The sequence below is a fragment of the Morganella psychrotolerans genome, from assembly GCF_001676155.1.
GTDB lineage: Bacteria > Pseudomonadota > Gammaproteobacteria > Enterobacterales > Enterobacteriaceae > Morganella > Morganella psychrotolerans.
Map to the genome: position 1 here is coordinate 1,686,087 of NZ_LZEW01000001.1, position 14,352 is coordinate 1,700,438.

13 protein-coding genes are annotated in these 14,352 nt (G+C 46.0%); 11 read left to right on the forward strand and 2 right to left on the reverse strand.

The features are described 5' to 3' along the window. Positions 1–22: 22 nt before the first annotated feature. The 9 genes from AYY16_RS08135 (at position 23) to AYY16_RS08170 (ending at position 10,461) form a co-directional block, all read left to right on the forward strand. The gene (locus AYY16_RS08135) at positions 23–1,744 is read left to right on the forward strand and encodes an amidohydrolase (RefSeq protein WP_067364346.1); all 1,722 of its coding nucleotides are present in this window, start codon (positions 23–25) and stop codon (positions 1,742–1,744) included. A gap of 198 nt (positions 1,745–1,942) precedes the next feature. Further along, complete coding sequence (locus AYY16_RS08140; protein ID WP_067364349.1) at positions 1,943–2,695, forward strand: tetratricopeptide repeat protein; 753 nt, start codon at positions 1,943–1,945, stop codon at positions 2,693–2,695. Between the two features lie 345 nt (positions 2,696–3,040). After that, positions 3,041–4,015 (forward strand): threonine/homoserine exporter RhtA, encoded by a 975-nt coding sequence (gene rhtA / locus AYY16_RS08145; protein ID WP_082970638.1) that lies wholly within the window; start codon positions 3,041–3,043, stop codon positions 4,013–4,015. A gap of 104 nt (positions 4,016–4,119) precedes the next feature. After that, a complete protein-coding gene (dps, locus tag AYY16_RS08150) occupies positions 4,120–4,623 on the forward strand; it encodes a DNA starvation/stationary phase protection protein Dps (protein WP_067364352.1) in 504 nt (167 codons plus the stop codon). 953 nt (positions 4,624–5,576) lie between these two features. Then, positions 5,577–6,197 carry a fimbrial protein gene (locus tag AYY16_RS08155; protein ID WP_067364355.1) on the forward strand — a complete coding sequence of 207 codons (621 nt, stop codon included), beginning with the start codon at positions 5,577–5,579 and terminating at the stop codon, positions 6,195–6,197. Positions 6,198–6,272: 75 nt separating this feature from the next. Continuing rightward, positions 6,273–6,974, forward strand: a complete 702-nt coding sequence (locus AYY16_RS08160) for a fimbrial biogenesis chaperone (protein WP_067364358.1) — start codon at positions 6,273–6,275, stop codon at positions 6,972–6,974. 76 nt (positions 6,975–7,050) lie between these two features. Continuing rightward, positions 7,051–9,312: a fimbria/pilus outer membrane usher protein gene (locus tag AYY16_RS08165; RefSeq protein ID WP_162271047.1), complete on the forward strand. Its 2,262-nt coding sequence runs from the start codon at positions 7,051–7,053 to the stop codon at positions 9,310–9,312. Further along, complete coding sequence (locus AYY16_RS20210) at positions 9,305–9,463, forward strand: hypothetical protein (protein ID WP_235846245.1); 159 nt, start codon at positions 9,305–9,307, stop codon at positions 9,461–9,463. Before AYY16_RS08165 ends, AYY16_RS20210 begins: the two co-directional genes overlap by 8 nt. After that, positions 9,454–10,461, forward strand: a complete 1,008-nt coding sequence (locus AYY16_RS08170) for a fimbrial protein (RefSeq protein ID WP_067364361.1) — start codon at positions 9,454–9,456, stop codon at positions 10,459–10,461. The genes AYY16_RS20210 and AYY16_RS08170 overlap by 10 nt, the downstream gene beginning before the upstream one ends. A gap of 47 nt (positions 10,462–10,508) precedes the next feature. Here AYY16_RS08170 and dinG read toward each other — a convergent pair whose 3' ends face one another. Continuing rightward, positions 10,509–12,608, reverse strand: a complete 2,100-nt coding sequence (dinG, locus tag AYY16_RS08175) for an ATP-dependent DNA helicase DinG (protein ID WP_067364364.1) — start codon at positions 12,606–12,608, stop codon at positions 10,509–10,511. A gap of 167 nt (positions 12,609–12,775) precedes the next feature. Between dinG and AYY16_RS20540 the strand changes: the two genes are divergently transcribed. Next, positions 12,776–12,925 carry a hypothetical protein gene (locus AYY16_RS20540; RefSeq protein ID WP_166417021.1) on the forward strand — a complete coding sequence of 50 codons (150 nt, stop codon included), beginning with the start codon at positions 12,776–12,778 and terminating at the stop codon, positions 12,923–12,925. 32 nt (positions 12,926–12,957) lie between these two features. Next, on the forward strand, positions 12,958–13,797 hold the full coding sequence (gene sseA, locus AYY16_RS08180) for a 3-mercaptopyruvate sulfurtransferase (protein WP_067364366.1): 840 nt from the start codon (positions 12,958–12,960) through the stop codon (positions 13,795–13,797). A 297-nt stretch (positions 13,798–14,094) separates the two neighbouring features. Here the strand turns inward: sseA and AYY16_RS08185 are convergent, their stop codons facing one another. Further along, entirely contained in the window at positions 14,095–14,343 is a 249-nt protein-coding gene (locus AYY16_RS08185; RefSeq protein ID WP_067364368.1) for a GlsB/YeaQ/YmgE family stress response membrane protein, read from the reverse strand. Positions 14,344–14,352: the final 9 nt, after the last annotated feature.

Sequence of the window (14,352 nt, forward strand, 5' to 3'; positions counted from 1 at the left end):
CTGATAGGCATTGGAGATAATAATGAAAATGACTGCCGCTGATACTATTTATCACAACGGTTATATTTATACTGCAGATGCACAAAACCGTGTCGTTGAAGCTGTTGCGATTGCTGACGGACGTATTCTTGCCTGTGGTGATAACAATGAGATGGCAGCCTTTCGCGGTGAACATACTCAGTTTACCGATCTTGACGGCAAAATGATGATGCCGGGGATTATTGATGGTCACATGCATCCGTTCTGGGGCGGTATCCAACTGTTTGGCTGCCACCTTAATTATGAATCGCTGACTATTAATGAGATCCTGACCCGCGTTCAGGCACATCTGGATAATGACCCGCGCACCGGTGACAATGACTGGCTGAAAATCACCGCCTGGCTGCGTCAGGGTATGTTACCGGCGGGTATCGATATGTTCCGCGAAGATATGGATACGCTCAATACTAACCGCCCTGTCGTGCTCTTCTCCAATGACTGTCACACCCTGCTGGCAAACAGCCGCGCGCTGGAACTCTTTGGTATAACCAAAGAGACCCCGGTTCCGGGTGATGGCAAAATCGGTAAGCATGCCAATGGTGAACTCAACGGAATACTCGAAGATGCGCCTGCCATGCGTGCAGCCGACAGCATTCCGTCGATTCAGGCAGACCGCGCCGTTGATGTTGCCCGTCTGGTACAAAAAGTGCTGAATGAACAGGGTGTTACCATGGTGATGGATGCCCGTGTTGCTGAAATGCAGCTCGATGCCTTTCTGGCTCTGCAACAACAGGGTGAACTGACGCTGCGTGTTCAGGCCGCGCGTGAAATCACCCCCGATGATGCACCTGATGTCGCCTCTGTGCCGCAGGCAGTGAATAATGCTGTGGCATTTGCTCAGCGTTATCATCAGGCACAATGGGGACCGGAGCCCGGAATTGCAGTCAATAATATCAAAATGTTTGTCGACGGCGTGCTGCAATTCCCGACCATGACCGCATCCTTGCTGAAACCTTACCGGATCAATAACGGTACGGCAGCACAGCCTGACTGGCGTGAAACAGATAACCACGGTGACCTTTATTTCACCGCAGATATTATTGATGCCCTGCTCGAACGCATTGCAGCAGCAGGTTATGACCCGCATCTGCACACTGTCGGTGAAGGTGCTGTCAATATGGTGTTAAACGGCATCGAAAAAATGCGTGCCGCGCATCCGGGCAAAGATATCCGTCCGGGACTGGCACACAATGAACTGGTGGATGCCGGGGATTATGCGCGCTTTGCAAAGCTCAACACTATCGCCTGTCTCTCTTTCCAGTGGGCAGCACCGACCGCCGAACTGGCAGAATTCACCCGCAATATGATCGGTGATACGCGTTTTCAGCAACTGGAGCCGATTGCTAAATTTATTGATGCCGGTGCGGTTGTTGCTTTCGGTAGTGACTGGCCGATTGATGATTTTAATGAATGGTTTGACCTGAAAGTTGCCGTCACCCGCCGTGGTCACCCGGTAAACGGTCAGCCTGCACAGCGCCTGGATACTGATCGTAATTTAACGGTCACTGAAGTCTTACGCGCGGCAACGATTGATTCCGCTTATGCCCAGCACCGGGAAGATATCCTCGGCTCCCTGGAACCGGGTAAACTGGCGGATATGATTGTGTTGGATCGCAATGTTTTTCAGATACCGGCTGACGATATTGCCGATGTGAAAGTACTGCGGACTATTGTCGGTGGTAAAACCGTTCACCTGACAAATTAATTTACGTAACAGCACTTAACAGATAAAACCTCATGATAACCATGAGGTTTTATTCTCTGTTTCTGCCGGAAATGCGATACAACGCGAAAAAAAAAATATTTCAGAAAGTATCCGCGTTATTAATGTTGCTATCGTTTTATCAATCCCCGATAATTTTAATTCAATAAAATAACAACGGATATTACGAGGCGAGGCACGATGCCATTACTAGCTGCAATACTTTATTTAATCCCTGCCATTTATTTTGCTATCCATGCGGTCAAAAACCGGCAAAACTATTACTGGCTATTTATTTTATTTGTATTTCCCGTTGTCGGTAGTATTACTTACGCATTCTCTGTCTGGCTTCCTGAATTTCGTCATACCCGCCATGCCAACCGGCTGGAATCAAAAATAAAATCAGTTTTAAATCCGGATAAAGATATCAGGGAAGCACAACGTCAGTATGATATTGCACCAACAACCGAACATTGTCTGATGCTGGCAGATGCCTATGCCGACAAAGAGCGATATCAGGATGCAGCGCATTATTTTAATGAATCGTTACAAGGACATAATCAATCTTCACCGGATATATTGTTACGCTATGCAGATACTCTGTTTCACATGGAAGACTATTCGCGTTGTAAAGAAATACTGGACACACTAACAGAACATAACCCCGGATTTGTTTCTGCCCCCGGACATTTATTATATGCCCGCACATTAGCAAATTTAGACAGAAATAATGAAGCTGATGAAGAGTTTAAATCATTGATGGCGTATCAGGATCGCATTGAAATTAAAATAAGCTATGCCTCTTTTCTTATTGATAATAATCGTAATCACGAAGCGCTCCCGTTTCTTGAGCAGGTATTAACAACCTATAATTTAATGCCGAAATCAGCACAACGATTTAACAGACAATGGAAAGAAAAAGCCACTGTATTAAAGCAACAGATAACCCAATAATGTGTACTCTGTTACTCCGAATAATTCGGGATACCTGCAGGTGACAAGCTCCGACCGCCGGGGAGCATACATCAGTATGTGACCCGGCTGGCTGCATCCTGAATGACGTTGGGGACTCAATTTTAATAAAAAACAGGGATAATTATACGCAGCCCCGCTGAAGATAGCACTCATCCGATTTTGGCAGAGAAAGCACAGGCAATGTCAGTCACTTTTATTTACATAGTCTGAGAACTCTTTTTTTTGTCTCAGTTATCGTTTGCTATCCGTAATCAGCCCCCGTAAGATTGAATCACAATCTCTGTGTCATCATCCGCATTTTTCTTATTATTCCCGAGGTTCTTCATGTCTGCGTCTCCCCGTCAGCACGGTGGTTCTCCGTGGTTACCTATTGGCTTATTACTGCTGTCCATGGTGTCTATCCAGAGTGGTGCGTCGCTGGCAAAAACGCTTTTTCCGGTGATTGGCGCTCCGGGCGTTACAGCGCTGCGGCTGCTGTTAGGGACGGCCATCCTATTTATTATTTTTAAACCCTGGCGGCTCAGTTTTACGCGGGCATCGGTTCTGCCGATATTAGGCTACGGGATCTCTCTCGGGATAATGAATTACCTTTTTTACCTGGCGCTGACCACTATTCCGCTGGGGATTGCCGTCGCACTGGAATTTACCGGACCACTGGCGGTTGCTATGTTTGGCGCCCGCCGTCCGGCGGATTTTTTCTGGATTGTGCTGGTGATAACCGGGCTGGCTTTTTTATTACCGATAGGTGACCAGTTGGGAGAACTTGAGCAACTTGACCCTATAGGAATGCTTTACGCACTTGGCGCAGGGGCGGGCTGGGCGCTCTACATTATTTTCGGGCAGCGCGCCGGAAAATTCTATGGCGCGGCAACGGTTTCTCTGGGCTCCCTTATCGCGGCACTTATTTTTTTCCCGCTTGGTGCATTAAACAGTGATATCAGTGTAATGTTCAGCTGGGCGGTACTGCCGCTGGGGCTGGCGATCGCCATTTTGTCGACGGCTTTCCCGTATTCGCTGGAGATGGTTGCATTAACCCGGCTGCCGACCCGGACATTCGGGACATTAATGAGCCTGGAGCCGGTGGTGGGTGCGATGGTGGGTATTACATTCCTGCATGAACACCTGACCTTTACACAATGGCTGGCGCTGACCTGCATTGTTATTGCCTCCATGGGGGCGGCGCTTACTATTAAACCAAAATCCAAAATCAAAAAAAATAAAATAATCATCTCTCCATATTATATACCGGCCTCGTGCCGGTTTTCACCATACACACAATCACGCCTATTGATTCTATAGATTTAATCGATTTTAACTATTGTCAGCACTGCTCTATAGTTACCCCATCAAAGCAAATACGCTTACTTACATACATAAACAGATAAGAAATAAGGGGAACAATAATGAGCACCGCTAAATTAGTAAAAAACACTGCTTCTCACTTAGTGTACACCCGTAACGATGTCGCTGAAGACGTAAAACAAGCCACTATTGATAAGCTGAATCATCAGGTTATCCAGTTTATTGACTTGTCACTGATGACCAAACAAGCACACTGGAATCTGCGTGGCCGCAATTTTATTGCTGTCCATGAAATGCTGGACGGTATGCGCGACACGCTGAACAGCCATCTTGATACCTTTGCAGAGCGCGCGGTACAACTCGGTGGCATTGCACTGGGAACATCACAGGCAATCAGTCAGGCGGGAACATTACCGGCATATCCGACAGATATTCATTCTGTTCAGGATCACCTGAAAGCACTGGCTGACCGCTACGCTATTGTCGCTAATGATATCCGCCGTGCTGTCAGTCGGGTTGAAGATGAAAATACCGCAGATATGTTTACAGCGGCCTCCCGTGATCTTGACCAATATCTGTGGTTTATTGAAGCAAATATCGGATAATCCTGAAAAACAGTGTTGTGCAAATCCATAAATTTGCATTAATAACATGAACATATAATGTGTGTATGTGTCGTAGATAATAAAAATAGTAAGACCTTGTGAGTCAATCCTACCCTTTATACCGCCTCCGGGCGGTTTTTTTTTATTTTCCGGCTGAATCGTTCCGGAAACTATTTATACAGTCATATTCTTATCAGAAAGTGTATTTATTCTCTTATACCCTTTATTTACTTTCTCTATTCAATCCTGTTTTGCCGACAAAATGATAAGAAAAAACACCTGACTGTGTATAAAAAAAGCCCCCCCCGATCCTGAATGATTCTTTTTCTACCGGAAGACGCAACACAGAGGATGCATTCAATATATTTATTTTATATTTTGAGATCTTCGTCACTATGTATCTGCTTACTTTTTAATCTTAACGATAATTTATATTGCACTCATTATTTATTTCTTATTTTCATTCTTAATACTGAATTATGAGGCAAATCAATATTCCAAAAAACAGGTAATATAAAAATTATTAGATTAATTCATTTTAGTTATAAAATCATAACTATAGGTTTATCATCCTCTATCATAGTGAAACGCGGGGTTATATATCGCAGCCCAAATAATTTATGATAATGAGTAGATAAACGTATTCCAAAAAACAAAAAACACTCATAAACTCAAATAAGGTTCACGTCAGCGACAAGATATATTCAATATCATCTTCTTCAACGTGAATCACTCACAATGAAATCAAATTAAAAAACAAGAATAAGCTTGGGTAATCAGGAATACAAATAACCCAAGCTTTGTTTTATTTAATAAAAAACAACAAAAACAATACGCAATAATACCCGGTAATAGTGAGTCGTTCCATCAGTAAAACACGTTAAAGACAGGATCGTTTATATACGTTTTTATACTTTAGTTTATATAACCAATAATATTATAAGGAAGTAAGAATGAAAAAATTAATTATTGCATCTGCTGTTGTCGCTGCTTTTGGGTTTTCAATGGCAAATGCTGCGACAACCTCCGTCGGTGGCGGTCAGGTTGATTTCTTTGGTAAAGTAACCGACGTATCATGTACTATTTCCGTTGACGGTCAGCAAAGTGATGCTAATGTCCAGTTGGCTCCTGTTTCTCTGACTGAAGTCAGAAGTGCCGGCGCACATACTTATCTGAAAGCAAAACCTTTTGTTATCGACGTATCAAACTGCCTGGCTGTAGATCAGCCGGTAATTACCCGTGATACCGCATTAACTGCGGACAAACTGGGTATCAACTGGATAGGCGGTAACCTGTTACAAAATGCTGTCGGCAAACAGGCAGGCTATCTGGCTAACACCGATACCTCCGGTGCAAAAGATATTCAGTTAGCGCTGTCTATTAACGAAAGTGCAAACCTTACCGGTAAAATAATTCCCGGTGCTGCCGGACAAAGAAAAGCAACTCCGGTTGTTGATTTAGTCAACAACAGCGCGAAATTTACTTATTACGTCGGCTATGCAACGGCTACTCCTGCGTCTGTAACAACAGGTGCGGTACATAGTTACGCTACTTATGAAGTTGTTTACAATTAATATTTAAATCGTCTGGAATACTTTTTATCGTTTGTTCAGATGGTGTGAATAACACCATCTGATTCCGGAGCTAAAATGAAAAAATACTTACTTTTAACCTTATTTTTTATTGGTTTCTTTACTTCAGCCGATAATATCGTTGTTAACGGAACACGTTTTATTTATCCGGAAAGCGAAAAAGAGATTACCATACAAATAAGTAATTTAGCAGACCGCCCGGCAATTGCACAAATATGGCTTGATACCGGTGATTCAACCGTTCTTCCTGAAAATATTACCACACCATTTCAGATTACCCCGCCTATTTCCCGCGTCAATGCAAAGGGAGGGCAGACACTACGAATAAAACTGATCGATAAAGCAGGTATTGCGACCGACAGAGAAACCTTGTGGTGGCTTAATATACTGGATATTCCGCCCGTTAATAAAGAAGCCATGAAAGACGGAAAAAATGTATTACAACTGGCGATACGTTCCAGATTTAAATTATTTTACCGGCCAACAGGTCTTGGTAACCGGGATAACGCGACGGAACAATTAACTTTTTCAGCTAAAGGCAACGCAATAGAGATAAATAATAAATCTCCATTTCATATTACTGTGACAGCAATCACTTTAAGCGATAAAAAACAACTTATTAAAAAATCATTTATGCTGTTACCAAAAGACCGGACAGAAATACCGGTAAACAGATCAGTAAAACGCGGAGATAAACTCTTTATCAGTAATATTAACGATTACGGTTCCGATCTTACCTTTAACGCAACTTTAGAATAGATACTAATTCAACATGTTAAATATAAGTATAAAAACCATAATAATCGATTACTTTATAAAATCGTCGGCTGGAATTTTGCTTGTCTCTTCTGCCGCCTGGTGTGAAGAAAATACAGATTATGAGTTTGAGAGCGGATTTATTGTCGGCTCAAAAGAGAACGCTGACCTTAGCCGGTTCAGCGTTTCTGCTGTTTCCGAAGGAACCTATTCTCTTGATGTTTACACCAATGATAAATGGCAGGGTCGCCATGATTTACAGGTGAAAGAAATAGCAAAAGACCGTCTTGGTATCTGTTATTCAGAAAAAATGCTTTACGCCTTCGGGATTAATGCAGAAAAACTGAATTCCGGCGCTGCCCCGGATGAAAACACCTGTCTGCCACTTAATGAATGGAATAATTCCCCGCAGGTCATTGATAGTTTAAAAGCCAGCACGCTGCAATTATTTATTACTATTCCGCAAGTTTATCTGCTCAATACCGGTCGTTATATCTCTGCGGACAACTGGGATCACGGTATTACGGCACTCAATGTCTCCTATATGGCTAATTATTATCACAGCAGGCAGACAGATTACGGCAGCAATGATGATGATACCTTTTATCTGACCACCAATAGCGGATTATCGTTTAAAGGCTGGTTACTGAAACAGGAAGGTAACTACAGTTGGCAGCGCAACGGAAGAAAAGGCTGGAAAAGCAATCAGACCTATTTACAGCGCCCGGTAGCGGCTATTAATTCTAAATTTACCGCCGGACAATTTGCCACCGAAGGGGATATTCTCGAAAGCGTGCGGTTACGCGGACTGAAATTAACCACCGACGGCAACATGTATCCTGACGGTACAACAAACTTTGCCCCGTTCATCCGCGGAATAGCACAGAGTAACGCTCTGGTGACGGTCCGCCAGGTCGGGCTTGTTATTTATCAGACCTCTGTCCCTGCCGGTCCGTTTGAATTAACCGATATTAATCCATCCGGTTATGGTAATGACCTGGAAGTCACCATCAAAGAAGCCGATGGCAGTGAAAGTACATTTTCTGTTCCTTATACGTCATCCAATAAATTAGTCCGGCCCGGTTTTTTTCGTTATGACATCAATGCCGGTAAAGCCGATTATGACGGATTAAATTATCACCCGAATATGATGCAGGGTTCGTTACAGTACGGGCTGAATAACTTCCTGACACTCTATTCCGGTGCCAATATCTCTGAAGATTACTATGCCTGGCTTGCCGGAACCGGTCTTAATACCCCTGTCGGGACTTTTTCACTCGATGCCACTCATGCGCGGACAGAATTTAAACACAACACCGCTCAGGGAGAAAACTATCAGTTTTCATTCACCCAGATTTATCCCGGCACAAATACCAACCTGTATTTATCGTATTACCGCCGATCCGGGCGGGATTATTACGCCGTCAATGATGCGCTATATAGTATTAATGCTGAAAGGCATAATGACTTTACCGGTAATTACCGCGAAAAACAGGGATTCATTTATTCTGTTAATCAATCTTTTGCTGAAAATTTCGGTAGTCTGTATCTGACCGGACGAATATCTGATTACTGGGACAGTGACCGGCAGGATAAACAATATCAGTTCAGTTATAACAACAGTTTTGACAAATTATCCTATTCCCTCGGTTTTATGCGCACCTATTCTGATGATCGCGAAAAAGGCTATAACGACAGTATTAACCTCAACCTGAACTATCCGCTGTCATTCGGGGACGGTTACCGGGCGACCATGACATCGAACACCTGGATTGATAATAAGCGGTTTGGCTCATCACAAATCGGGGTCAACGGCTCCCTGGATGCAGGAAACACACTGACTTATGGTGTCAGCACCGCGGTAATGAAGGACAATAATTATGCGGCATCCGTCAACGGAGGCTATCGTAATGCCGTTTCTAATCTTAATGCCAACTACAGCTACGGACGGAAATACCGTCAGTTCGGTATGGGGGCGAGCGGCTCAGTGGTGGCACACTCCGGCGGAATAACCTTCACTCCTGAAATTTCCGGCACTATGGTTCTGGCTGAAGCTGAAAATGCACAGGGCGCATCATTACTGGGGTTTCCTGCCAGCCGGTTTGATAAGAGTGGCTATGTTCTGATGCCGTATGTCAGACCATACCGCGTCAATACCATTGAAATCGATCCGAAAGGCAGCTCTGAAGATATCGCATTCCAGAATACCTCTGCCAATATTGCCCCTTATGAGGGAGCGATTGTTAAAGTAAAATTCGGCACAAAAATCGAAAAAAAACATCATGTATATTGTCCGGCGAACAGACGGACGACCGCTTCCTTTCGGTACAGAAGTGACTGATCTGAAAGGAAACGCGATTGGCGTGGTATCACAGGGAAGTGTGGTTCTCATCAATGATGAAAACGCAACACAAGGGGTTGTCCGTCTGGAAAATGAAACCTGTACCTTCCCGCTGGATCTCAGCAAAAGGCAGAACACACTATGTCAATAAAACATCATAATATTCTCTACGCCGTACTGGCGCTTCTGTTTACCGGCAGCAGTGCTTATGCCGAATGCATTCGTGATGACAGTGTGCCGGCAGAAATGATTGATATGATTTTTGGCCGGGTTGTTGTCCGCCCGGATCTTTCTGTCGGCTCAGTCATAAAAGAAAGAACATGGACTATGCCGGAGACCGGGAAATATTGGGCGCGCTGCCGGGGGGGAACCACTCTGGATGCGCTGATTATATCTCCGGGTGCTGAGGGAGCGAATAAAGTCTTTTCCACCAATATCCCGGGGATAGGGCTTCGATTTACCCGTAAAGGACAGGTCGGGATGACCTATCCGGATACTTACCGCGTTCCGGGAGGGGCTGACAACTTGCAACCGGCCTACCTGGGAGGCTCTGATTTTACCGTTGAAATCATCAAAACAGCCCTGAAAACAGGCTCGGGGACTATCGCTCAGGGGGAATATACCCGTTATGGCTATAAACCAAACAGTGGCATTACCCCGGCGATTATCAGTTTTCTGAGTGCGGAGGCTATCACCATTGTGTCCCCGTCATGTCTGGTGACCTCAGGAAATAATCAGGATGTCTATCTTCCGCCGGTCAGATACACTTCATTTTCGGGGAAAGGAACAACTGTTGGTGAAAAACCTTTCTTTATTAAGTTGTTATGCAGCGGAGGTATAGATGATAAAGGATACAGTAATATTAATATCACATTTGACGCCGACCTTGCGCCGGACACAGAAACCAGCCGTGGCGTGCTGAAAAATAAACTGACTGATAATAACTCAGCGAAAGGTGTGGGTATCCAGGTACTGGATACAAACAATACTCCGCTGCTCATGAAATACCCTTACCTTATCGGTAAGCTGGCCAGTCAGCAGGAGGTTGAATATAACCTGAACTATATTGCCCGGTATTATCAGCACGGCAATTCCATTTCCCCGGGTGATGTGCAGGCCAAAATGATCTTCAATATTACCTACGATTAATACCACACACCGGATCTCACCGGACAACGGATGTCCGTTTTCTTTCTCTAATCAATCTCCGGGCGCACAATCGGAAAGACCGGCAAGGCATTAAGTAACCGGCTGCCATAACGTTTCGTCAGCAGGCGTTTATCATAAATCACCACATCACCATGACACTGATTACTGCGGATAAGCCGCCCGACCTGCTGAATCAGTGTGAAAGAGGCACTCGGCAGACTTTGTACTTCAAACGGATAGCGGTTCAGAGACTTCAGCCACTCATTTTCAGTAATAATCACGGGGTTGGTTACCGGCGGAAATGCAATTTTATGAATGTGTACCTGTGTCAGATAATCCCCTTTCAGATCAAGCCCTTCAGCAAAAGAGTGCAAGCCAATTAATACACTGTCCTGCCCGTCACGTATCCGCTGACAGTGCGTTTCCACCAACCGGTAGCGGGGTTGGTCGCCCTGAACCAGTAATTGCAGCCGCAAGTCCGTCACATGGGTCAGAAAGAGATCCATTGCCCGCTGACTGTTAAACAGAACCAACATGCCACGGTGCTCACCGGACTCAATCTGCCTGCGGAAATAACGTGCCATCTCTTCAATATGCGCCGCTTCATCTGTCAGTGTCGGCTCATATTGCATCTGCGGAATAACCAGACGTCCCTGGCGGCAGTGATCAAACGGCGACCCGAGAGAGACAAAGCGATCATCAGCTTTTTCACTCAGCCCGGTCATCTCCTGAAGGCGGCTGAAACTGTTAAGAGAACGGAGTGTGGCGGATGTCACCACAATATGCGGCACATTGCGCCACAACAACTGCCCGAGCTGTTCACTGACGCGGATCCCCGCGCAGTGAAACCACAGATGTGACTGATTTTTTTCATAGCGGCGGCTGAGCCATTTCGAAACCGGCGCATGTGAAATTTCCGACATTGCCGCCTGACGCCACAATTTGCGCATATTTTCCAGCGCGCCCAGCATTTTTCCGCCGGTCAGAATGGCTTTGTGCAGACGCACGATATCCTGTTTTGCCGTTTGTTCATTCAGGTCGCTGAGAATGGCTTCCACCATGACATGCAAGGCATCAGTCTGTTTTGACAGCTGCTGCGCGGCATTCATCAGCGGCTCAGGCAACTCTCCGAGCGGGAAAAGATAGTGCGGATCAGTTGCGCGTTCCGGTAACAATGCCTGTGTGTACATCGCCACATCGCGGTACGTATCCAGCATAACCTCAAGATGCTTTTGCAGGCGCGCACTGTCTGCCAGTTTCGGCGGTTTTACGGGGCGGAACTGCTGAATATACTGTGTAACAAACTTAGCCAGATTATCAAGCTGCGCCTGAAGTGAAGTAAGCGTGATATCCCCTTCCACTTCCAGTGTATCCCGGGCAACATCGGCAATATGGTGACCTTCATCCAGCACCAGCAGTAATTTCTTACTTTCCGGCAGGACGGATTCATTCGCCATCGCCGCCATGACCAGCGCATGGTTGGCGACCACCACATCGACAGTGTCGATTTCACGCCGCGCCAGAAAGAACGGGCAGCGTGTATAAAACTGACAGTTACGTCCGAGGCAACTGAGTTTATCGGTGCTGATTTTGCGCCACAAACTGTCCGGAATAGATTTTTTATGATGATCCCGCAGACCGTCCCAGCCGAATGACGTGAAATCATTCTGTAACTGCCGCACCGTATCGCGCTCAGACGCGGTTGCCACATCGGCTTTATCTTCCAGCAGCAGCATCAAATCAATCTGCTCACCTTCCGCAGCACCAATCACCGCCATATTGCGCGGGCAGACGTAGCGCCCGCGTCCGAATGCGCCGGTAAATTTCAGATCAGGGATAATTTTTGCCAGCAGCGGTAAATCTTTGCTGTAAATTTGATCCTGCAATGCCACGTTTGCGGTACTTATCACCAGTAATTTTTGCTGTTCCCGCGCCACCGCAATACCCGGAATAAGATATGATAATGTTTTTCCCACACCGGTCGGGGCCTCAATAACCAGATGACGCCCTTCATCGCCTGCCATCGTCCGCGCCACTTCCGCTATCATATCCCGCTGTGGTGCACGCGGAACAAAGCCGTCAATCTGCTCCGGCAAAGCTTTATACCAGGCGCTGATTTGTTGTTTGACAGTGGCGGAGAGGGGCATCAGAAAACCTATGGATAAATAAACAGGGGGCTATTGTTTCACACTACAGCAAAAAAAACAGCCCGTTTTCAGCATACGGTTTCGTCAAAAGTTTGTTACAATTGTTAAACATACTGTCTGTATTCTTCCGGCTGACCGGTTCAGCCCGATAACTGTAAAAAGCATCTATGAAGAAATTATTGATTATTTTCATTTTTATTTTTGCCTTCGGCTCCCTCGGCGGCGTTTTTCTTGCCGGGATGAACATGTATAATCGTTCAGTTGCCCCTGATTCTCCATCCACGGCGCAGGAAGCCGCCACCCGCGAAACACGGTAGCTGTCTGCGTCATGCTAACGAGGTTAATTCCGATGTACAGAGACTATTTTGTTACTCCGGACTGGCTGCACACACACCAGCATGACGACAATCTTGTCGTTCTCGATGTGAGCAAAGCGCCACCCGCACAACCCGCAGATTGTTATCAGCTATGGCTTGAGCACCATATTCCGGGCGCACACTATTTTGATCAGGATAAAGTGGCTGATACCGCGTCCCCGCTGCCGCACATGCTGCCGTCACCGGACACATTCGCGCAGGCCGCAGGCGCACTGGGTATTGATAACGACACCACTGTGATCATTTATGATCAGGGTAATCTGTTTTCTGCCCCGCGCGCCTGGTGGACACTGAAAACCTTTGGTGTCAAAAATTTACGGATTCTTCAGAGCGGATTAAGTGGCTGGATAAATGCCGGTTATGCCACAGAAAGCGGTGAAACCACACACCCGGTACCGAAAACATTTGTACCGGAATTTCAGCGCCACAATGCAGTAAATAAAGATGATGTGCTGCTTGCCATTACCGACCCGGAAATTCAGATTGTCGATGCCCGTTCAGCTGATCGCTTTCAGGCACTGACGCCGGACCCGCGTCCCGGTGTCCGTGCGGGTCATATCCCGGGCAGTTGTAATGTGCCGTGGAATACACTGGTGGAAAACGGGATGTACAAAACCCCGACACAAATTCAGCAATTGTTCCGCGATGCCGGAGTGGATTTAAGCAAATACCTCGTCGTCTCCTGCGGCTCCGGTATGACTGCCGCTGTTCTGCTTCTCGCGCTGACACTCATAGGCCATCAGAATGTCCGTCTGTATGACGGCTCCTGGGCTGAATGGGGTGGCTCCGATATTCTGCCGATCGAGCCATAATCCGCTCATTTTTCTTATATACCCAACGTCATTCAGGATGAAGCCAACGAACCTGCAGTTTGAATGAATAAGGGTATATACCCAACGTCATTCAGGATGCAGGAAGGCGGCAAGCTCCGCCCGCCGGGGAGCATACATGAGTATGTGACCCGACTGGCTGAGCGAAGCCAACGAACCTGCAGTTTGAATGAATAAGGGTATAAAAATGCCGGAGCAGCTATCTGCCCCGGCATACTTAACGTTTTACTGCTTTTTGCTGTGGTATCAGCCCATAACTATGATTTAACCAGCTAACATTCAGCCGGCAAATTTACCTGCCAGAAATAACACCACCATGGCACCAATAACGGCCACGACAAAACTGCCGAAATTAAACCCGTCTACACGCCCTTTGCCGAAAAAGACACTGATATATCCCCCGACCACAGAGCCGGCAACCCCTAATATGATTGTCATAATAAAACCGATATTATAGGTTCCGGGCATAACCCATTTAGCCAGTACCCCTGCAATCAGACCAAAGATAATCCAGGACAAAAAATTCATTAGTGCCTC

What these genes read in the sequence shown, in the direction of transcription:
- AYY16_RS08135 (WP_067364346.1), top strand. Translation starts at nt 23, where the DNA reads ATGAAAATGACTGCCGCTGATACTATTTATCACAACGGTTATATTTAT.
- AYY16_RS08140 (WP_067364349.1), top strand. Translation starts at nt 1,943, where the DNA reads ATGCCATTACTAGCTGCAATACTTTATTTAATCCCTGCCATTTATTTT.
- rhtA (WP_082970638.1), top strand. Translation starts at nt 3,041, where the DNA reads ATGTCTGCGTCTCCCCGTCAGCACGGTGGTTCTCCGTGGTTACCTATT.
- dps (WP_067364352.1), top strand. Translation starts at nt 4,120, where the DNA reads ATGAGCACCGCTAAATTAGTAAAAAACACTGCTTCTCACTTAGTGTAC.
- AYY16_RS08155 (WP_067364355.1), top strand. Translation starts at nt 5,577, where the DNA reads ATGAAAAAATTAATTATTGCATCTGCTGTTGTCGCTGCTTTTGGGTTT.
- AYY16_RS08160 (WP_067364358.1), top strand. Translation starts at nt 6,273, where the DNA reads ATGAAAAAATACTTACTTTTAACCTTATTTTTTATTGGTTTCTTTACT.
- AYY16_RS08170 (WP_067364361.1), top strand. Translation starts at nt 9,454, where the DNA reads ATGTCAATAAAACATCATAATATTCTCTACGCCGTACTGGCGCTTCTG.
- dinG (WP_067364364.1), bottom strand. Translation starts at nt 12,608, where the DNA reads ATGCCCCTCTCCGCCACTGTCAAACAACAAATCAGCGCCTGGTATAAA.
- AYY16_RS20540 (WP_166417021.1), top strand. Translation starts at nt 12,776, where the DNA reads ATGAAGAAATTATTGATTATTTTCATTTTTATTTTTGCCTTCGGCTCC.
- sseA (WP_067364366.1), top strand. Translation starts at nt 12,958, where the DNA reads ATGTACAGAGACTATTTTGTTACTCCGGACTGGCTGCACACACACCAG.
- AYY16_RS08185 (WP_067364368.1), bottom strand. Translation starts at nt 14,343, where the DNA reads ATGAATTTTTTGTCCTGGATTATCTTTGGTCTGATTGCAGGGGTACTG.